Origin of the sequence: Aquitalea aquatilis, assembly GCF_005155025.1 — a bacterium.
GTDB lineage: Bacteria > Pseudomonadota > Gammaproteobacteria > Burkholderiales > Chromobacteriaceae > Aquitalea > Aquitalea aquatilis.
Map to the genome: position 1 here is coordinate 3829840 of NZ_CP039731.1, position 18768 is coordinate 3848607.

Here is an 18768-nt window from a genome sequence, read left to right on the forward strand (position 1 = left end):
TGGTGAAGATGGCGCTACGGCAATGACCAGAATTTTATTCATCCGCCCACGGTGTCGCCCGACCGGCACGAGCCTTGCCGCCTAGCACTTCAATCAGATAATCGACGAAGGACGCGATGCGAGACGACACTGCAGTATTGCGGTAGTAAACGGCTTGGATCGGTTGGCGCACGTCCTGGGTGTGGTCCGCGAGTATCTGGACAAGATGGCCAGATTCACGGTCCTGTGCAGTCATGAAGTCTGACAAGCAAACAATGCCCGCGCCATTGAGCGCCAGCTGCCGGAGCGTTTCTCCGCTTGATGTCCGTACCGATGGCTGGATCTGGTACAGCCCGCCATCTGTATTGAGGATAGGCCATGCATTCAGTGACTCGGGCTGATTGAAGCCAAGCAGCGCGTGCCTGTCGAGGTCCTCTACCGTACGAGGCAGCCCATGGGCCTCAAGGTAGGCGGGGCTCGCCAGCATGCGAACCCGGCTATGGCCGATTGGCCGGCTATGCAACGTTGAGTCCTTCAGATGTCCGATCCGGATTGCGACATCAGTGCGCCTCTCGAGCAGATCGATAATGCCTTCATTGCTGTTCAACTCCAGCTCCACCTGTGGAAACCGTTCAAGATAGCCGCGAACCAGCGGTACGACCACGTGCAGCATGAACGGGGTGGCGGCATCGACCCGCAGGCGGCCCGATGGCATTTCGCGGCGGGCGAGCATCTGCTCTTCCGCGTTTTCGACCGAGTTGATGATCGCCCGCGCATTCTGCAGGAAAGCCCGTCCTTCCTCTGTCAACTCCAATCGACGCGTGGACCGTTGGGGCTGCAGTATCCAGAACCGGACACGCCTGCTGCTGGATATCGTGCAGGAAGTACGCCAGGCGACAGGCAACCGCTTTGCTGTTTCGGTAAAACTCAACTCTGCCGATTTCCAGCGCGGTGGCTTTAGCACCGATGACGCCAAACAGGTGGTGGCCATGCTGAACCCACTGGGCGTGGACCTGATCGAGTTGTCCGGGGGCAGCTATGAAGCACCGGCCATGCACGGCCAGACCCGTGATGGCCGTACCCTGACGCGCGAATCCTACTTCCTGGAGTTCGCTCGCGGTATTGCTGCGGTTGCCGACATGCCCATCATGGTGACTGGTGGCATCCGCCGTTATCCAATCGTCGAGCAGGTATTGCAAAGCGGCATTGCCGTGGCCGGCATGGCTACCGCCTTGGCGATTGATCCGTCCTTGCCTCACACCTGGCGTACCGACACCACAGCCACGGCCCGGCTGCGAGCCATTCCGTGGAAAAACAAAGTGCTAGCCTCTGTTGCCTATATGGCCATGGTGAAGTACCAGATGAGCCGTCTTGCACGGGGCAAACACACCCGGCCTGATGTGGCTCCGGCCATTGCACTGGCACAGCAGCAATGGGATACCACCTTCAAGAACTACCGTTACCGCCGCTGGATGCATACCCAGGCCGTTACTGCATGACCACATCAACAGGTGAAATATGACTACACCGCATGAAGCAAATACTCAGGCGGTATTACCCGATAAGCTCAGCACCTTGTTGAAGTCCTGAACTGGCGGGAAAAGCCCCCCGCCGGAGAGTGTCTTTGCTGTTGCCATGGGGAAATAACCAATTTTCGGCCGAAGCTGTCGTTCAAGCCCATTTTTGCAATGTCTGCTTACATCACAGACCGGATCAATCCCTACGAAGAGCCCAACCGTTCGCGCAGAAACTCAATGAACCGTTGCGTCTTGGCTGGAATGAGCCTGGTCTCGGTGATGGCATAGACCGGAAGCGGTGTGCCATACCAGTCGGGCAAGATGCGACGTAGCTTGCCAGATACAACATCGTCGGTGACGATAGCCTCCGGCATCAGGATAATCCCCATGTCCAGCGTGGCCAGGCGGCGGATCATGCCGACACTGTTGAGAGAGAAGCGTCCGCCCACGCTGACCGTTTGCATTTCACCCTCCCGTCCCAAGGTCCATGAACCCGCGCCGGACTTGAGCATGCTCAGGCACTCATGGTTCGACAAATCGGCGGGACTTTCAGGCTCTCCACTTTGCGCAAGATAAGCCGGTGATGCATATAACTGTGCACGTAGTGATGCCAGTGGGCGTGCGATAAGCTGGGAGTTTTCTGGTTCCCCCATGCGGATGGCTACGTCAAACGGTTCACTGACCAGATCTGAACGCCGGGGGGTCAGGTCGAAATCAAACGTCAGCCCCGGATAACGTCGCGCAAATTCTGCAATCAGTGGTGCCAGGTAGGTGACCGAAAAGTCCACCGGCAGCGATGCCCGTAGTACCCCACTCGGTTGCGCCAGCATCTCACTCAGTTGCTCATGGGCAATCCTGGCCTCTTCTACAATGCGCCGACAGCGTTCGTAGTAAATCTGTCCCGCTTCTGTCAGCTCGACTTTCCGTGTTGTCCGGTGCAGCAGTCTTAAGCCAATCGCTTTTTCCAGTGCACTGATACGCCGGGATAGAGTCGAGTTGGGCACGCCGCTGGCTTCTGCAGCGCCTCGGAATCCCTTGGCCTTTACGACCTCGACAAACAAGGCCATGTCATTGAGAAACTCCATCCTATTGCCTCATTTTTGGATCAATTATTTCCAAAATACCATATTTATCCCGACATGAAATCAGACGATGATGACCTCCATCAGAAACACGGGGTAAGTCAGATGGCGTTGGATAAGAAAGTGGCTTGGCGAGCGAAGCCAGTAGCAGCAAGCACACTGCACGGCAAACAAGTTGCTGTCATCGGAGGAACGGGCGGACTGGGAAGAGCGTTAAGCCGCGAGCTGGCTGCTGCAGGTGCAAGGGTGACTGTTGTTGGCCAAACCTTCCGCGACGGCAACAGCGCCAATATTCACTTCATTCAGGCAGACCTGAGCCTGATGAAGGAAGCACAGCGGGTTGCGGCTTTGCTGCCTGCGGAAGAGCTCGACATGCTGGTTTTCACAACCGGCATTTTTGCCGCACCTCAGCGCCAAGAAACGGCCGAAGGTATCGAGCGAGATCTGGCTGTCAGCTATTTGAATCGCCTGCTGATGCTGCAACAGTTGGCACCCCGTCTTGGCATTCGTCGCAAACAAGCGGCATTGAAGCCGCGTGTTTTCCTCATGGGCTATCCCGGTAGTGGCCAAAAGGGTGTGTATACCGACCTGAATGCAGAGCAGTCCTACAGCGCGATGGCTGCCCACATGAATACCGTGGCCGGTAATGAAATGCTGGTGCTCGATGGTGCCAGACGCTACCCCCATGTGACTTTCTTCGGCCTCAATCCCGGACTGATCAAAACAGGTATTCGAGACAATTTCTTTGGCAAAGGCAGCCTCAAGTCTCGTGTCATGGAGACACTGATTGGGTGGCTAACGCCGACGCCGGAACAATACGCACAGCGGATGCTGCCACTGTTGGTCAGCCCGGATCTGGAACGGTATAGCGGTTCATTCTTCAACCGTAAAGCGCAGGCCATTCTTCCTTCTCCCGGCCTGGATGCACAGCACATCCAGCAGTTCATTGCCGCTTCAGAGCATCTACTAGCGAAAACCGGGGTGTATGAAGCAGAACAATCGCTGCCCCCACTCTCTAGCAACACACATCACTCGATGACAAAGGACTTCCACATGAAACAGATCTTCATCCCGACCAAGCTTGGCCGATACACCCTGAAAAACCGTTTTGCCATGGCTCCGATGACACGTAGTCGTGCGGAATTTGATGGCACCCCTGGCAAACTGACTGCTGAGTATTATGCCCAGCGCGCCGAGGTCGGCCTGATCATTGCGGAAGGCACCCAGCCCTCTGATGATGGCCAGGGTTATCTGATGACCCCAGGCATCTATACCGATGCACATGTTGCCGGCTGGAAGCACGTCTCCGGCGCCGTACACGCCAAAGGCAGCCGTTTGTTCATTCAGTTGATGCATGCTGGCCGTATGTCGCACCCCGACAATACGCCGCACCATCGCCAAGGCGTTGCCCCTTCTGCTATCGCACCTGGTGCACAAATGTTTACGCCGACCGGGATGCAGGATGCACCCGTTCCCCGTGCACTTAGTACTGAGGAAGTACACCAGACCATTCAGGACTTCCGTATTGCAGCACGCCGTGCCATTGAGGCGGGTGCCGACGGCGTGGAAATTCATGGCGCTAACGCCTACCTCATTCACCAGTTCCTGGCACCCAGTGCCAACACCCGTACCGATGAATATGGCGGCTCAATAGAAAACCGTGCCCGCTTTGCCATCGAAGTTGCTGCTGCCATCGCTGAAGAAATCGGCGCTGACCGCACGGCAATTCGCCTTTCCCCGGGCATGAACATGTGGGGCATCGAAGAGGGTGAAAACGGCCCCGCGCTTTACCGTTACATGGTTGCCGAACTGAACAAGCTGGGTCTGGCTTATCTGCACCTGATGCACCTTGACAATGAGGACCTGCTGCAAGACATCCGCATTCTGTGGAAACAAAGCCTGATTCTGAACCGTCCGGGCAAGCCGCGCGAGCAAATCGGGGACGATGTGGCTGCCGGACTGGCGGACCTGGAGTCCTACGGGCAAATGATTCTGGCGAACCCGGACTTCATCACAAGACTGGAAGCCAACGCGCCATTCAACGAGGCCGACCGTAGCACCTACTTTGGCGGCACGGAAAAGGGCTTTACCGACTATCCGGCACTCAGCACCACGCACTAAACGGAAACCGATATGCCAGTTATGGCTCCTTTGCAGCGGATGAATCACGGTGGTCATTTCAGAGCCTATACCCTGCGTGCAGAAGGCAACGTGCTCGCTCCTTTCCTTGGTGTTGACCACGCCTGGATGAGCGGACCGACCTTCCCGCCGCATCGACATGCCGGATTCTGTGCCGTGTCCTATGTCTTTCTGGATTCGGAGACCGGTATCGACAACCGGGACTCGCTTGGCACCCACAATCTCATTCGCCTCGGTGGGCTGCATTGGGCAACAGCTGGAAGCGGGATCATTCACCAGGAAGACCCTGCCGAAGAAGGCAAGACCGTGCACTCCTTGCAGATCTTTGTGAGTCTGCCGCCGGGGCTCGAACAGACGGCACCTTCTGCACTCAGTCTTGAGCCAGAAAACATCCCGATGCTGCGGGTGCCGGGCAGCAAGATTCGTGTGGTGCTGGGATCGCTGTCTGGGGTGACGTCACCGTTAAAGCCGCCAACCAATGTGACTTTGCTGGACATCTCGCTGGAGGACGGTGCGGAACTGGATATCCCGGTCCCCGCCGGGATGAACATGTTTGCGATGCCTATTTTTGGCGAGACCAATATTAACGGTGAAGCCTTCTTCCTTGATGGCCATGGGCTTCCTGTCTACACGGCAAGCGAACACCCACGAGAAGTACGCTTAAAAGCAGAGTCTGGCCCCGCCAAAGTGGTGATGTTCTGGGGCGATCCACGGTATTCCACCGCGAACTGAACTGAGAAAAAATCATGACCTTTAAACGCTTTACCGGAAACGATGCAGCCTTACTATTGATTGACCACCAGGTTGGCACGATGGGTTGGGTCAATTCCTTGCCCTTTGAAGAAATCAAGCGTAATGCGCTGATGCTGGCAAAGTCGGCACAAATCCTGCGTATGCCCGTCGTATTGACCTCCAGCATGGAAGAGTACGCGCAGGGCCCCCTGCTTAGTGAACTGGAAGAAATATTGCCCGCTGAGTTTGCTGCACGCATTAAACGCCTTGGCATCGTCAACGCCATGGACGATGAAAACTTTGCGGCTGCAGTCAACGCTACCGGACGCAAACGAGTCATCATTGCAGGCGTCACCAACGATGTATGTACCGTTTACCCGGCACTGAGTCTGGTTAGCATGGGCTACGAAGTTCAGGTTGTAGCAGATGCTGGCGGCTCGCCAAGCAAGCTGGCAGACGACATGGCTTTGCGCCGCATGGAAAAGGCAGGGGTTACGCTGACGAGTACCAATCAGGTCATTGCCGAGCTGGTCGGCAGTTGGAGCACACCAGAAGGTGGTGAGATCGTGCAGCAAGTGATCATGCCTGCACTACAAGCAGGAAACTAAGCATACGTATTGATGCCAGGATGGCCGCTACCCTTAGAGGTGCGGCCATTTCACTTTTATCTCCGGTAGTCCGTTCTGACCGCACGGTCTCCGACCAGGTTGAAGATCGTCAACTGGTCGGCCGAAACGGACATTCCTTTAGAGGGGTGGATACGTCCGGTATGCATGTCATTGCAGATACCTGCTACCCCAAGCGGCACGCCGGCATTCTCACAAGCAATTACTGCAAAATATGCAGCAATAAACTGCATGGTGGCCATATTGCTTACCTGTGATTACATTTCCATAATCGGGGTCTGAAGGTTACAAGGCCTGCTACACCCCAAGGAGATATCAATGGTTGCTGTTGTCCGGCTTGAGCAATATGGTCCGCCCAGTGTCCTGTACATACAGGAACTGGCTCCCGTTTCGCCCGGGGTTGGTGAAGTGTGGGTCGAGCACACAGCCATCGGCGTGAACTATCTGGATGTAATGCAACGCGCGGGTGCGGTAAAGCTACCGCTGCCATCTAGCCTGGGGCAGGAAGGTGCCGGACATGTTACAGCTGTCGGCGAGGGAGTAAGCCACATCCGGGTCGGTGACCGTGTTGCTTATGCAGCCGGGCCGCTTGGTGCCTATGCTACTGGCCGCTCCTACCCTGCCGAACGGCTGGTCAAACTGCCTGACGACGTGTCCTGTGACATTGCCGCAGCAAGCCTGTTCAAGGGAATGACCGCACAATATCTGCTCAAGAGTACTTATCCGGTCGCACCTGGCAGTTGCATCCTGCTATATGGCGTGGCCGGTGGTGTTGGCGCCATCATGGCACAGTGGGCCAAACAGCTTGGGGCCTTCGTGATCGGTGTGGTATCGAAAGCGGCCAGCGTGCCAACAGCTGAAGCGGTGGGCTGTGATGCGGTGCTGGTTTTCAATCCGGCCACACTGGCTGCTGATGTTGCCCATGTCACCCATGGCAACATGGTGGATGTAGTGTACGACCCGATTGGCCGCCTGACATTCGCGGCATCGCTGGACTGCCTGCGCCCCCGAGGGCTGATGGTATCGTTTGGTGCATCCTCTGGCGTGCCCGACCCGGTTGAACTGGCCACACTGAATGCCAAAGGCGCGTTGTTCCTGACACGGCCGTCCCTGGCTGCCCATACTGCCAGTGTTGCTGAGTACCAGCAGCGCGCGCAGGACGTACTGAACGCATTAGGCCAAGGCCTTATCACTCCCCAGATCCGTGGGCGTTATGCCTTGGCCGATGTGGCCAATGCACATGCCGATCTGGAATCCGGCCGGGTTTCCGGCAGCATTATCTTGCAACCATGATCCACGACATATCCGACACGCAACACAGTGATGAAATCGCAGCCCTGCTGGCGGTGGCTGCGGAAGGTTCTTTCGTTGCCGCAGGGCGCTTGCTGCAACGTCATCCCACCGTGATCTCCCGGCGGGTGGCTGCCATGGAAGCCCGTCTGGGCATTCGTCTGGTGCAGCGAACCACCCGGCAGGTTCGCCTGACCGACGCAGGCATTCTGCTGACGCAGAAATTGCGTACGGCCATCAAGCTGATTACCGAAGCCGAGCAAGAGGCGCAGGCGGGAGCCGCCGAAGTGCGCGGCACCTTGCGGCTTGCCCTGCCGGCCGCGATGGGAAGGCAATGGCTGGCTCCGATGTTGCCTGACTTCCTCGCAGCCTACCCGCAGGTTTCCATCGTGGCTGACTACAGTGAGCGCTTTGTTGACCTCATCGCGGAAGGGTTCGATCTGGCAATACGCATGGGCGAATTGCAGGACAGCCGGCTGCTTGCCAAGAAGCTTGGCGACCACCGCCGCATCCTGTGTGCCTCTCCTGCGTACATCGCCGTGCATGGCCAGCCGGCCACACCACAGGTGCTGGTACAGCACAACTGCTTGCGCTTCAGCGGCTTCAGCACCTTTCCGGAATGGCGGCTGACCAACGGGAATCAGCAGCAAACCGTACCGGTTTCCGGATCAATGACCAGCAATGACAGTGAGGCACTGCTGGCTGCAGCCTGTTCCGGCTGCGGCATTCTGGCTGCCGGCGAATGGCTGATGAGCCGTGATATTGCAGCAGGCAAGCTGGTACAAGTTCTGCCGGACTGGCAACTGGATGCACAAGGAGGCATCTATCTGGTGCGTCCATCAGCCAGGTATGCCGCCGCCAGCACGCTGGCATTCAAAGCCTGGATTGAAGAGCGCTTCAGTACCGGGCTGCCCTGGCACATCGGGAGGGACTGACATGCTGCGACTCGTCAATCACGCCCACCCATACCGCGGGGTGGCCCTGTCGGTGACATCATCCTGCCTGTTTGCTGGCTTGTATTACTATGCCACCTTGCTATCACCGCTGACCGGCGTGCAGATCTTTGGCTGGCGCATGCTGCTTACTCTGCCTTGCGTCACCCTGTTCATGTTGCTCAGCCGGGAGTGGAAACATGTCCAGCACTTGCTGACCAGACTCAAGCAGAAACCGGTTTTGTTTCTTGGCCTGCTATGCAGCAGCGCATTGCTGGGCACCCAGCAATGGCTATTCATGTGGGCACCGCTGAATGGGCGTGGCCTGCAGGTATCACTGGGCTATTTTTTGTTGCCGCTGTGCATGCTGCTCTCCGGCAGACTGTTCTACAAAGAACAACTCTCCCGCCTGCAAAAGCTGGCCAGTCTGTTTGCGGCCTGCGGAGTAGGCCATGCGCTTTATCGGGCGGGCGGATTTTCATGGGAGGCGTTGCTGGTTGCACTGGGTTTCCCGGCCTACTTCATGTTGCGACGGCGCCTTTCCACCGAACACCTGGGCGGACTCTGGTTCGACATGTTGCTGACCTTGCCCTTTGCCAGCTGGGTTGTGTGGGGGCAGCAGGCCAGTAGTCATCCGTTTGCACAGCACCCCAGCCTGTATCCGCTGGTCGTCTTGCTGGCACTGATCAGTGCAACGGCATTCATGGCTTATATCACTGCCAGCCGCTTGTTACCGCTAGGGCTGTTTGGCTTGTTGGGATACGTCGAACCGGTGTTGATGCTGTTGGTAGCCCTGGTGCTGGGGGAGCATATCCAGCCCGAAGAGTGGCTGACCTATCTCCCTATCTGGTCAGCAGTCGTATTGATGGTCATTGAGGGTGGGCATCACGTACTGTGTGGGAAGTAGTGACTTCCGCGATACATCAGCCTGGCTGACAGTAGGTCGGCCAAAGTGGCCAGTCTACATGCTGGAGCGTAATGTCTGGTCTGTACCGGATTCAGCAGGCGATAAGAAAAGACTGTTCTCCAAGTGAAAGCAGTCAATGTCGTGCGAAGTTTGAACTTCTGCTTCGGCCGAACTCCTGCCGACCAAGTTGACCAACCGTCAGTTGGTCGGCCATAGCGGTCTTCGGCACCACCTGACCTGAACGACTGCCCAAGGATACATACCAGCCATTCCTGTGTCGCCGGCACTGAATGTCGACTCAAGGCAATCAGGAATGCAAACTATCGACCCGAAGCGGCCGTTTTATGTTTTCGCAGGGCAATGTCGGCTTTCCCTGTATAACCTGCCGAAGCTTTAGCGCTGGCCTAGTGTGACTGGCGTTTTTAGTCGCTCAAGCATGAAATCAATGAACGCTCGAACACGCGCCGACAAATGTCGGTTCTGAGGGTAAGTCACTGAGAACTGGCGCGACCTTCCGCCATACGACTGCAACACCTCAACAAGTTCACCTCTGGCCACGGCAGGGCCCGCAATGAAGTGATACGTCTGGAAGAGTCCACCGCCAGCATTGCCCCAGCTGATGCAACCGAAAGCATCGTCCAGTAGCCGTAGTCTGCTCCGGACCGTGTAGTCCAATTCCTTGCTGTCAGGCGCCGTAAAAATCCAGGGCATTACCCGACCCGTTGTCGGCAAGACAAACTGCAAGCAGTCATGGTTGGCCAGGTCATTCACCGAATGCGGAACACCATGCCGAGCCAGATAGTCCGGTGTAGCAAATACGCCAACGGTAGCGTCTTCCAGTTTGTGCGCAATAAGACGGGAATCCTGAGGCATACCAATTCGAATTGCCAGGTCGTAACCCTCATCGACAATGTCTACCACGCGGTTGGACAGGCTCAATTCGAGTTCAATCTGAGGGTAGGTCTCCGTGAAATACTGGAGGAGTGGAAGCAGACGATAGTTGGCATACAAGGTGCCGACACTGATACGCAACACACCACTGGGCACTTTCTGATTACCCGTGATGGCACGCTCGGCCTCGGCAATTTGCTCCAGGGCCTGCTGACATTGCTGCCAGTACAGTTCACCTTCGCTGGTCAGCCGGACATTACGCGTTGTTCTGGAAAAGAGACGGACCCCCAGCCGTTCTTCCAGGCGCTTGATGGAACGGCTCACTGAGGCTGGGGTAAGCCTGAGAGACTCGGCGGCAACTGAGAAACTGCCCAATTCCGCTGCTTTGCAGAAAAGTTCGATACTGCCCAACTGAATGGCGTCGAATGTCCGCACAATTTATTCTCTGATGTAATAAATAAAGTGATTTTACAGCTATTTATTGACTAATGCGTTGCACGTACAGTCCAGTCATCGCTGGCACCGCATGTACCGGCCTTAGCTTCCCGACAAACAATCATAGGATTTCACCATGAGCGACATTATCTGGCCGGAAGGCTATGTTCCTGGATTTACTGACAACTACTGCTCAAACGAAGTCATCGTTACCGGCCTGACGGTGGCCGAGTTGTGGCCTCTGCTGAATACGCCGCATTTGTGGCCAACCTACTATGCAAACTCGGCCAATAGCCGCTTCTACTACGGCAAAGGGCCTGAATTGGAAAACCAAGTGCGCTTCTATTTCAAGACGTTCGGCTTCCCGGTTGAGGCCGAGGTCGTCGAGCATGTGCCACCCGTTACCGGACAAGCGGCCCGCATGGCTTGGCATGGCTGGGCTGGCACCACTCCGGAAGACCGCCTGGATGTGCACCACGCCTGGCTGATTGAAGAGCTATCAGCCGGACGTGTGCGTATCCTCACCCAGGAAACTCAGGTCGGCAAGCCGGCTCAAGCTCTGGCACTAACCAAGCCGAATCCCATGATTAACGGCCATCAGGACTGGCTGGAAGGCATGGTGGCCGCTGCCCGCCACACAAAATTCTCAAACGAATAATCAGGAGAATTTGCATGTCTAACGTCGCCGTTTTAGGCTTGGGTGCCATGGGTAAGACTGACTGCTTGTGGCCGTGAGCGGGTCACCTTCAATGGCTGAAAACGACCCAAAGCCGCTGTACAACGTCACGGGTCAGGGCAGATACCGTGGGGGTCCGCTCAGGCGGAGCTTGAGGCCTTGGCCCCATATCTCGGCAATGGCTGCGTCTGGCCAATACCTGCAACCTTATTCCCAACCCACAATGCAAAAATGGGTCTGCGCCCCTTCATCCGGGCTACCAATCAGCCCTGTACATAGGTCCTCCTCAGCATCCGGGCGATCCATTCCACGGCTTGCGGCACAACGGCGTTGCCGGCAGCTTGAGCCTCTGCAAAGTTGGTCGCAACCAGTCCGAAGTAAGTGATGTCACCCGGCCTTCAGTTGCCGCTTGTTGGCCTACGGGCATGCTTTGCCTGCTTTCCCCAGCAGGGATGTCACGAAAGCGGTTGCTTTATACCCCACCAACTGTTTTCGTGAGCCTTGCCTTGTTGCCTGCCGCTTTGCCTTTTCTCTTGAGCGAATTGTTTGTGACATGGTGCCACACTATGTCATCGTTATTAAATTTATTGCAAATGGTAATCATTCGCACTAGTATGCACATCTTTCCACTTGGCGGTTGCTTCCAGTCCAAGAAAAAAAATGATGTGGAATGGTTTGCCAGCTTGCTGGCTGCCATCTCCGGCAAGTGGGGAGCACTGCGGTCGTGCTGGCTTGGCCCTTGCTGTTTGGCGCTGAGGGAGGCTGACAGCAGAGGTGCCGGGGCATTTCGCGCCGGTTCTTTGTCCATCGCTCATGGATGGTCGCACCAGCCTGTTCCGTGGTTGGTGTGATTTTTTGCAAGGAGAAGTTATGTCGCTGCGGATGACGCCAATCGCCATTGCATTGGCCGTTGCTACGTTTCCAACTGTTCTGCTGGCAGAAGAAAGCGCGAAGGGGAATGTCGCTGCGGATTCTGCTGAACTTTCTACCGTTGTTGTTACAGCAGAAAAGCCGCCGGTGGCTGCTGCCTATGCGGCAGGGCAGGTGTCAAAAGCTGCTAGTGTGGGGGTGCTGGGCACGCAGGCGGTGCTTGATACGCCGTTCAGCATTACCAGTTACACCGCACAGCTGATTGAGGATCAGCAGGCCAAGACCCTGGCTGACGTGATGCAGAACGATCCATCTGTGCGGTTTACCACCTCCAGCGGCCATGCCTACGAGAACTACCGCATTCGCGGTTTTGATGTCAGCGCCAATGATCTGGCCATCAATGGCATGTATGGTCTGGCCCCGTATGGCCATACGCCGGTGGAGTTCATCGAGCAGGTGGAAGTGCTCAAGGGCCCTAGTGCGCTGTTCAGCGGCATGGCCCCCAGTGGTGGGGTGGGCGGGGTGATCAACCTTGTGCCCAAACGGGCGGCTGATACGCCGCTTACCCGGGTATCCGTTGGTTTTCAGTCGGACTCTCAGTTGGGTGCCATGCTGGATGTGGGGCGTCGCTACGGTGAGGACAATGAATGGGGCGTGCGGGTGAATGCGGCGCTGAGTGACGGTGACACCACGCTCAGCGGCCAGTCCAAGAAGCGCGATTTCCTGTCTGCGGCGCTGGATTATCGTGGCCAGCAGCTGAAAGCTAGCCTCGATACGTATTACAGCAAGGAATCTTTCCGAGGCGGTACGCCGGCCATGTACTGGTTTGCCAGCAGTGCAATTCCTTCTGCACTGGATGCCAGTACCAATCTGTTCCCCAAAGCGCAAGGAACTCTGGAGAGCAAGGCTGCCATCTTGCGTGGTGAATACGCGCTGAATGATGCCGTGTCGCTGTTTGCCGGCCTGGGCAGCATGCGTCACGACTACAACGGCTTCATCAACGGCACCCATGCGCGCAGCATCCAGGCCAATGGCAATTTTACTGGCCGCATGGTGGCACAGCGTGGCTACGACGAGAACGTCTCGGCAGAGGCCGGTATCCGCAGCCGCTTCCAAACCGGCAGCATCGGTCACGAGTTGGTGGTGCATGCCAGCGAGCTGCAGCAGGAAAGCGGCTCTGCGGTCAATATGAGCAGCTTCTCGTCCAACCTGTACAGCCCGGTGACGGCAGTGATGCCGAGCACCCCGGCCTCCGCACCGAAAACCGGCGATGTCACCTTGTCCAGCCTGGCTTTGATGGACACCCTCTCCTTGCTGGATGACCGGCTCAAGCTCACCCTGGGCCTGCGCAGCCAGCGGGTGCAGACCAGTTCATACAATAGCGCGGGCGCAACCACGGCCAGCTATGACAAGTCGGCCTTGTCGCCCGCTGTCGGCGTAGTTGTGAAGCCATGGGGGCCTGTAGTTTCGCTGTATGCCAACTATGTGGAAGGTCTGTCCAAGGGCGATACCGTAACCGATACCGCCGCCACCAACTACAACCAGGTGTTTTCCCCCTACAAGACCGAGCAGAAGGAAATGGGGGTGAAGTGGGATGCCGGCAGTTTCAGCCATACCGCCAGCCTGTTTGAAATCACCAAGCCCACCCTGGTGGCCATCGGCAGCACGGCCAATCCTACTTATGTGGACAGTGGCGAAAAACGGGTGCGCGGGCTGGAGTGGAGTACCAGCGGTGAGCTGACGCGTCTGCTGCGTCTGCTGGGTGGTATCACCTACAGCCAGGGCGTGCAGACCAAGACGGCTTATGGCCAGTACAACGGCAAGCAGGCGGTAGGTGTGCCGCATTGGCAGGGCAATATGGGGGTGGAGTGGGATACGCCCTGGGTGTCGGGCCTGACCCTTAGCAGCCGCGTGATGGCCACCAGCAGTCTGTATCTGGACGCCGCCAATACCCAGCAGATTTCCGGCTGGAGTCAGCTGGATCTGGGGGCGCGCTACACCACCCGTGTGGGCGGCAAGAAAACCGTGTTCCGTGCTGGTGTGGACAATGTGTTCAACCGCCACTACTACTCGGGTAGCTTCAGCGACAGTACGCCGATTGCCACCCTGGGTCAGGCACGCACCTACACCGTGTCAGCCACCACGGATTTCTGAGCGATGGGTAAACTCCGACAGCATCTGCGCCGGAGCGTATGCGGGCTGATGGCCTTCGGGCTGTCAGCCGTATCGGCCGCTGCCGGCTGGCAGGCGCTCACGCCTCAGGCCGGGCAGCAGATCGACCTGCAGTCACGCAGCAACGGCGTATCTTACCGCATCATGGTGTCCCGGCCGGATACGCCAGCCCCAGCTGAGGGTTATCCGGTGCTATATGTACTGGATGGCAATGCTGCCTTTCCGGTTGCGGCCTTTATTGCCCGGGGTATTGCCCGGCGCAGCAGTGAAACCGGCCTGGTGCCGCCGCTGGTTGTGGCGGTGGCTTATCCGCAGCAGGATGATTTCAATTACGACGGTCGGGCCCTGGATTACACCCCTTCACCGCCAGGCAAGCCGCTGGCTGCTGCTTATGGCGGGGCAGAACGTTTCTTCCAGTTTTTGCAAACAGAGCTCAAGCCGCTGATCCGGTCACGTTTTCCGGTGGATCCACGGCGGCAGGGGATTTTCGGCCATTCCTTTGGCGGCTTGTTTGTCAGTTATATCTGCCTGAAATACCCGCAAGCCTTTTCCACCTGCCTGGCATCCAGCCCTTCCTTGTGGTGGGAAAACCAGATGGTGCTCGATCAGCTACCGACAGCAGTACCCGCTGATGGTCAGCCGGCATTCCAGTTGACGGTGGGGGCGTTGGAGGATGAGCTGCCACCAGGAAAACTGTCGGCAGAGCGGCGCGCGGCCTTGCTGTCGCGACCGATGATCGCCCCGGCGCGCAAGCTGGCCCAAGCCTTGAAGGCCTTGTCCGGACAGGCCGGTCGAGTCCGTTTCCAGGTGCTGGAGGGCGAGAATCATGGCTTTGCCTGGCTGCCGGCGCTGGCACGCGGCATGGAGTATTTTGTTCAACAACCCTGATATGGCATGGCTTATGCCGGAAGTCTCGATGATGAATCTTGTATATGGTGTGCTGGCCATCGCGCTGGGCATTACCAGCCTGTTTCTGGCCTCGGCCAACCAGAACTGGTGCTCCCGACCCTTGCCCCGCACAGCGGCGCGGCTGCTTGCCTTGGCGCTATTGCTGGTGGGGCTGCTGTGCTTGTGTGCCGTGTTTCAGTTGCTAAGCGCGGTCTTTGTGCTCATCAGCCTGAGCATGCTGCTGCTGCAGCTCTGCCCTTATCTGGGTGTGCTGCGGCGCAGCGGGAGGGCAGGCTGATGCACCGCTCTCCCATCCGTAAACACTGGCTGGCCAAAACGCTGACCGGGCAGGTGCTGGGCCTGGCGCTGGGGTTTGCCTGTGGTGGACTGTTGTTGCGGCTGCTTGATGAGGTGCCGCTGCCGGTACGCGCCCAGCTTGCCATGTGGCTAGTGGCACCGGTCTGGCTTGGTGTTGCTGGCGGGGTTTATCTGTTTCGCAATGCATGGCGCGCCCTGGTCTGTCTGGGGGGTGCAAACGCACTGGCCTGGCTGTGGCTGGCCTGGCTCAGCCGGAGGGTGCTGGCATGAAAGTCCCCTCGGAAATCATCCGTATCTACAAATCGCTGCATACCTGGGTAGGCATCATTGCCGGTCTGGGCCTGTTCATTGCGTTTTATGCCGGAGCCTTTGCCGTGTTCAAGGAGCCGCTGCGTGCCTGGTTGCAGCCGCCGGCGCAGTTACGCATGGTGGCGCTGGCAGACGCAGGCCGGCTGATGGACGCCGTGCTGAGCAGCAAGCCCGGCGTGGCTGCCGGTTTTACCGTGCATGTAACGGAGCAGGGCGGCATTCCGGCCCGCCTGAGCTGGCAGGAGCGCGATGGTGAAGAAGAGCATGCGGCGGGACGATGGTTCATGGCCGGGCTGGGCGAAGACGGCAGCCTGCAAATCCGCCAGTTGCACGGTGCCGGGCTGCCGGACTTTATCGATACCCTGCACCGGGTAATCGGCCTGCCGGTGGATCATGACTATGCGCGCTGGGTGATGGGGGTGGTTGCCGTCCTGTATGCACTGGCGCTGATTTCCGGTGTGGTGGTGCTGCTGCCTTCGCTGGTGAAGGACTTCTTCCTGCTGCGTACCGGCCGCAACCTCAAGCGCATGTGGCTGGATGCGCACAATATCGTCGGCATTATCAGCCTGCCGTTTCATCTGGTGATGGCCATCACCGCCGTGGTATTTGCCTATCATGACCTGTTCTACGTGATGCAGGACCAACTGTCCGGCAAGCCGCCGCGCCCGGTGCGCAGCATGCAGCATCAAGCCTTGCCCGGCCATCCGCCGGTCAAGCTGCTGAGCCCGCAACAGTTGTTGGCACGCGCGCAGCAAATGGCACCAACCATGCAGGTGGATGCCTTGCAATACCAGGATATTGCGGGTGCGCGCCCGCTGGTGAGAGTGTGGGGACATGACAGCCGGGCGGTGATGCCACGTCCGCGTGGCGGCTTTCTGGTGCTGCAGCCATATACCGGCAAGCTGGTGAGCAAGGAGATGGTGCCAGGCGCGCAATCGCTCTCCAACACCTTCATCAGCAGCTTCTTTGCCCTGCACATGGCATCGTTTGGCGGCGTGTTGCTGCAGTGGCTGTATTTCCTGCTGGCCATGGCTGGTGCCTGGCTGTTTTACAGTGGCAACCTGCTGTGGATAGAGTCGCGCAGGGTAAAGGCCGCACGTGGCGACAGCCGCGTACCGCAACAGCGGCGTGATGTACGCTGCATGGCGGCGCTGTCGGTGGGAATCAGCCTGGGGTGCATGAGTGGTATTTCCCTGTCCTTGGCTGCCAGCAAGCTGCTGAACCATTTTGCCGCCGGGGAGGAATGGTATCTGCCGCTTTACTACGCGGTATTCCTGCTGTCCATTACCTGGGCTTTCCTGCGCGGTGCGGCCTGGGCATCCCGTGATTTGCTGTGGTTCTGCACGCTGGCCACGCTGGCCCTGCCCCTGTCCTCGCTGCTGGTGGCTGTGGCGCAGGGCGGCTATGCCGCCGGGTGGGCCGTCGATGTGACGGCATTACTTGCCAGTGGGCTGCTGGGCTGGCTGGCGGCGTTTGTAGGTCGCCGCCTGTCGGCCGGATCCCCGGACTCTGTGTGGTACATGATGGGCAGGGGGCGTGTCTGAAATTCTGTGTAAAGCAGACATTACGCTCCAGCATGTAGGCTGGCAGCTTTGGCCGAGCAACCGCCGGCCAGGTTGACTTATAGCCAGTTGGTCGGCGCAGGCGCACTTGTTCATGTTTTGTTAACAACGACGGCCACCATGTTGCAAACATGGTGGCTGGGTCAGTTGCTAACGTACTCAATCATGAACAGGGAAGCCCATAGACGGTCACGGATTTGCCGATGGACGCGAGAAAACATTGACGAGATTTCCATCGGGATCACGCAGTAGCAAAGAGCGATTGCCCCATGGCATCGTTGTTGTTGGCATGACAATTGTCGTCCCAATCGATGTCATGCGCTCAAAAACGGTATCTACATCCTCGACTTCAAACTCAAGGATGGCCGATTGATTGGCAGCTGCACTTGCCGCACCTGCATTAAAGCGGGTGATCAACATTTCTGATGAGAGTGCCAGTACAACGCCCTCAAAGCGGATTTCCGCAAAACCTTCAGCCAAGCGATGGGCGGGGATTCCGGAAAGGACTTGGTAGAACTTGATCAGGCTTTCGAGTTCCTGTGTCACGATACGGACCGAGGCAAATTTCATGTTGAGCTCCTGATGGTTAGTGAGGGCTCAGTCTATAGCTACATGCTGTCAGATTCTGGCAGTATCGTAGCACTCGCTTCCTGGTATTTTTTGCGCCAGTTTCGAAGCAATATTGATCGCTTTTCTGGGTAGCGCTCGTTGACTAGCTTAACCTCTGCAATACGATCCACTCGGAAATTACGGTAGTTGTCGCGCAGTTCGCACCAGCACATCAGTACGCGAGCTTGATCGAAATAGACCAAAGCAAAAGGCCACACAATCCGTTGCGTACTCAAGCCGGATCCATCGGTGTAGCAGATCATCAGTTTCTGCTCGTCACGTACGGCTGTACGCAAAATGTCAGGCGAAACTGTCTGGCTCGGTCTGGTGACTGGAGCTCCGACCAGTAAGGCAGACTCCTCCAGTTCTCTCCTGAGCTCATTTGGCAGGACTGACGAGATTTTTGCCAATACATTCACGGCCCCTTCTGCCAGAGCTTGGTCACAGCGGTCTGCCACCCATCGCATGCCCAGAACCAAGGCTTCAAGTTCTTCAGAGCAGAACATCATGGGCGGCAACATGAAACCTGGCTTCATGACATAGCCAATGCCGGGTTCTCCTTCAATCATCGCCCCTTGAGCCTGGAGGCTGGCAATGTCCCGATAGAGTGTCCGTATGCTGATGCCCAGTTCTTCAGCCAAGGTCTGGCCGCTGACCGGTCGGCGATAACGGCGTAAAACTTGCAAGAGGTAAAGCAGGCGCTCGGGACGTGACATGGCGTGGCATCTGATTGACGTGGGTAACATGTAAGGTTAAGAGACTATGAAGGTAGTATCTGGTCTCATCAGTGTAGCCACTCCCCCCAAGGACAGCGGCTCTTGCTTTATGACTTTG

20 protein-coding genes are annotated in these 18768 nt (G+C 57.4%); 14 read left to right on the forward strand and 6 right to left on the reverse strand.

Translation table 11 applies throughout. From position 1 onward, the window contains the following. Nucleotides 1–34: 34 nt before the first annotated feature. A complete protein-coding gene (locus FAZ30_RS17800; RefSeq protein WP_246043375.1) occupies nt 35–787 on the reverse strand; it encodes a LysR substrate-binding domain-containing protein in 753 nt (250 codons plus the stop codon). A gap of 13 nt (nt 788–800) precedes the next feature. Here FAZ30_RS17800 and FAZ30_RS17805 point away from each other — a divergent pair, with 13 nt between their 5' ends. Continuing rightward, a complete protein-coding gene (locus FAZ30_RS17805; protein ID WP_246043376.1) occupies nt 801–1478 on the forward strand; it encodes an oxidoreductase in 678 nt (225 codons plus the stop codon). Nucleotides 1479–1699: 221 nt separating this feature from the next. Here FAZ30_RS17805 and FAZ30_RS17810 read toward each other — a convergent pair whose 3' ends face one another. Beyond that, the gene (locus tag FAZ30_RS17810) at nt 1700–2581 is read right to left on the reverse strand and encodes a LysR family transcriptional regulator (protein WP_137009965.1); all 882 of its coding nucleotides are present in this window, start codon (nt 2579–2581) and stop codon (nt 1700–1702) included. 54 nt (nt 2582–2635) lie between these two features. Between FAZ30_RS17810 and FAZ30_RS20645 the strand changes: the two genes are divergently transcribed. From FAZ30_RS20645 to FAZ30_RS17830, 3 genes are read left to right on the forward strand one after another with little or no spacing between them, the layout of a single operon-like run. After that, complete coding sequence (locus FAZ30_RS20645; protein WP_205676617.1) at nt 2636–4699, forward strand: SDR family NAD(P)-dependent oxidoreductase; 2064 nt, start codon at nt 2636–2638, stop codon at nt 4697–4699. A 12-nt stretch (nt 4700–4711) separates the two neighbouring features. Beyond that, on the forward strand, nt 4712–5449 hold the full coding sequence (locus tag FAZ30_RS17825) for a pirin family protein (RefSeq protein ID WP_137009966.1): 738 nt from the start codon (nt 4712–4714) through the stop codon (nt 5447–5449). 14 nt (nt 5450–5463) lie between these two features. Further along, complete coding sequence (locus tag FAZ30_RS17830) at nt 5464–6057, forward strand: isochorismatase family protein (protein WP_137009967.1); 594 nt, start codon at nt 5464–5466, stop codon at nt 6055–6057. 56 nt (nt 6058–6113) lie between these two features. Here the strand turns inward: FAZ30_RS17830 and FAZ30_RS17835 are convergent, their stop codons facing one another. Further along, nucleotides 6114–6317, reverse strand: coding sequence for a hypothetical protein (locus FAZ30_RS17835; RefSeq protein WP_137009968.1), 204 nt, complete (start codon nt 6315–6317; stop codon nt 6114–6116). Between the two features lie 76 nt (nt 6318–6393). Between FAZ30_RS17835 and FAZ30_RS17840 the strand changes: the two genes are divergently transcribed. The 3 genes from FAZ30_RS17840 to rarD are packed head-to-tail and all read left to right on the forward strand — an operon-like array spanning nt 6394 to nt 9204. Then, nucleotides 6394–7368, forward strand: a complete 975-nt coding sequence (locus tag FAZ30_RS17840) for a quinone oxidoreductase family protein (RefSeq protein WP_137009969.1) — start codon at nt 6394–6396, stop codon at nt 7366–7368. Beyond that, nucleotides 7365–8300, forward strand: a complete 936-nt coding sequence (locus tag FAZ30_RS17845; RefSeq protein WP_137009970.1) for a LysR family transcriptional regulator — start codon at nt 7365–7367, stop codon at nt 8298–8300. The genes FAZ30_RS17840 and FAZ30_RS17845 overlap by 4 nt, the downstream gene beginning before the upstream one ends. Before the next feature lies 1 nt (nt 8301). Beyond that, complete coding sequence (rarD, locus tag FAZ30_RS17850) at nt 8302–9204, forward strand: EamA family transporter RarD (protein ID WP_137009971.1); 903 nt, start codon at nt 8302–8304, stop codon at nt 9202–9204. Nucleotides 9205–9597: 393 nt separating this feature from the next. Here rarD and FAZ30_RS17855 read toward each other — a convergent pair whose 3' ends face one another. Continuing rightward, nucleotides 9598–10530, reverse strand: coding sequence for a LysR family transcriptional regulator (locus FAZ30_RS17855; protein ID WP_137009972.1), 933 nt, complete (start codon nt 10528–10530; stop codon nt 9598–9600). A gap of 136 nt (nt 10531–10666) precedes the next feature. On the opposite strand from FAZ30_RS17855, the gene FAZ30_RS17860 reads away from it, so the two are divergent. The 7 genes from FAZ30_RS17860 to FAZ30_RS17890 all read left to right on the forward strand — a co-directional run bounded on the left by FAZ30_RS17860 (nt 10667) and on the right by FAZ30_RS17890 (nt 17307). Then, complete coding sequence (locus FAZ30_RS17860; protein ID WP_137009973.1) at nt 10667–11188, forward strand: SRPBCC family protein; 522 nt, start codon at nt 10667–10669, stop codon at nt 11186–11188. Nucleotides 11189–11631: 443 nt separating this feature from the next. Beyond that, complete coding sequence (locus FAZ30_RS17865) at nt 11632–12057, forward strand: hypothetical protein (RefSeq protein ID WP_137009974.1); 426 nt, start codon at nt 11632–11634, stop codon at nt 12055–12057. 193 nt (nt 12058–12250) lie between these two features. After that, nucleotides 12251–14230 carry a TonB-dependent receptor gene (locus FAZ30_RS17870; RefSeq protein ID WP_205676618.1) on the forward strand — a complete coding sequence of 660 codons (1980 nt, stop codon included), beginning with the start codon at nt 12251–12253 and terminating at the stop codon, nt 14228–14230. Between the two features lie 3 nt (nt 14231–14233). Further along, entirely contained in the window at nt 14234–15136 is a 903-nt protein-coding gene (locus FAZ30_RS17875; RefSeq protein ID WP_137009976.1) for an alpha/beta hydrolase, read from the forward strand. 28 nt (nt 15137–15164) lie between these two features. Next, nucleotides 15165–15434, forward strand: coding sequence for a hypothetical protein (locus FAZ30_RS17880; protein WP_137009977.1), 270 nt, complete (start codon nt 15165–15167; stop codon nt 15432–15434). Beyond that, nucleotides 15434–15724 carry a hypothetical protein gene (locus FAZ30_RS17885; protein WP_137009978.1) on the forward strand — a complete coding sequence of 97 codons (291 nt, stop codon included), beginning with the start codon at nt 15434–15436 and terminating at the stop codon, nt 15722–15724. The genes FAZ30_RS17880 and FAZ30_RS17885 overlap by 1 nt, the downstream gene beginning before the upstream one ends. Continuing rightward, nucleotides 15721–17307, forward strand: coding sequence for a PepSY-associated TM helix domain-containing protein (locus tag FAZ30_RS17890; RefSeq protein ID WP_137009979.1), 1587 nt, complete (start codon nt 15721–15723; stop codon nt 17305–17307). The genes FAZ30_RS17885 and FAZ30_RS17890 overlap by 4 nt, the downstream gene beginning before the upstream one ends. A 207-nt stretch (nt 17308–17514) precedes the next feature. Here the strand turns inward: FAZ30_RS17890 and FAZ30_RS17895 are convergent, their stop codons facing one another. Both FAZ30_RS17895 and FAZ30_RS17900 read right to left on the reverse strand, forming a co-directional pair. Further along, the gene (locus FAZ30_RS17895) at nt 17515–17895 is read right to left on the reverse strand and encodes a VOC family protein (RefSeq protein WP_137009980.1); all 381 of its coding nucleotides are present in this window, start codon (nt 17893–17895) and stop codon (nt 17515–17517) included. A gap of 38 nt (nt 17896–17933) precedes the next feature. Further along, complete coding sequence (locus tag FAZ30_RS17900) at nt 17934–18650, reverse strand: helix-turn-helix transcriptional regulator (RefSeq protein ID WP_137009981.1); 717 nt, start codon at nt 18648–18650, stop codon at nt 17934–17936. Nucleotides 18651–18768 lie beyond the last annotated feature (118 nt).

Excerpts from the sequence above, each read along its gene's own strand:
- FAZ30_RS17810 (WP_137009965.1), bottom strand. The coding sequence starts at position 2,581 with ATGGAGTTTCTCAATGACATGGCCTTGTTTGTCGAGGTCGTAAAGGCC.
- FAZ30_RS20645 (WP_205676617.1), top strand. The coding sequence starts at position 2,636 with ATGAAATCAGACGATGATGACCTCCATCAGAAACACGGGGTAAGTCAG.
- FAZ30_RS17825 (WP_137009966.1), top strand. The coding sequence starts at position 4,712 with ATGCCAGTTATGGCTCCTTTGCAGCGGATGAATCACGGTGGTCATTTC.
- FAZ30_RS17830 (WP_137009967.1), top strand. The coding sequence starts at position 5,464 with ATGACCTTTAAACGCTTTACCGGAAACGATGCAGCCTTACTATTGATT.
- FAZ30_RS17835 (WP_137009968.1), bottom strand. The coding sequence starts at position 6,317 with ATGGCCACCATGCAGTTTATTGCTGCATATTTTGCAGTAATTGCTTGT.
- FAZ30_RS17840 (WP_137009969.1), top strand. The coding sequence starts at position 6,394 with ATGGTTGCTGTTGTCCGGCTTGAGCAATATGGTCCGCCCAGTGTCCTG.
- FAZ30_RS17845 (WP_137009970.1), top strand. The coding sequence starts at position 7,365 with ATGATCCACGACATATCCGACACGCAACACAGTGATGAAATCGCAGCC.
- rarD (WP_137009971.1), top strand. The coding sequence starts at position 8,302 with ATGCTGCGACTCGTCAATCACGCCCACCCATACCGCGGGGTGGCCCTG.
- FAZ30_RS17860 (WP_137009973.1), top strand. The coding sequence starts at position 10,667 with ATGAGCGACATTATCTGGCCGGAAGGCTATGTTCCTGGATTTACTGAC.
- FAZ30_RS17865 (WP_137009974.1), top strand. The coding sequence starts at position 11,632 with ATGCTTTGCCTGCTTTCCCCAGCAGGGATGTCACGAAAGCGGTTGCTT.
- FAZ30_RS17875 (WP_137009976.1), top strand. The coding sequence starts at position 14,234 with ATGGGTAAACTCCGACAGCATCTGCGCCGGAGCGTATGCGGGCTGATG.
- FAZ30_RS17880 (WP_137009977.1), top strand. The coding sequence starts at position 15,165 with ATGATGAATCTTGTATATGGTGTGCTGGCCATCGCGCTGGGCATTACC.
- FAZ30_RS17885 (WP_137009978.1), top strand. The coding sequence starts at position 15,434 with ATGCACCGCTCTCCCATCCGTAAACACTGGCTGGCCAAAACGCTGACC.
- FAZ30_RS17890 (WP_137009979.1), top strand. The coding sequence starts at position 15,721 with ATGAAAGTCCCCTCGGAAATCATCCGTATCTACAAATCGCTGCATACC.
- FAZ30_RS17895 (WP_137009980.1), bottom strand. The coding sequence starts at position 17,895 with ATGAAATTTGCCTCGGTCCGTATCGTGACACAGGAACTCGAAAGCCTG.
- FAZ30_RS17900 (WP_137009981.1), bottom strand. The coding sequence starts at position 18,650 with ATGTCACGTCCCGAGCGCCTGCTTTACCTCTTGCAAGTTTTACGCCGT.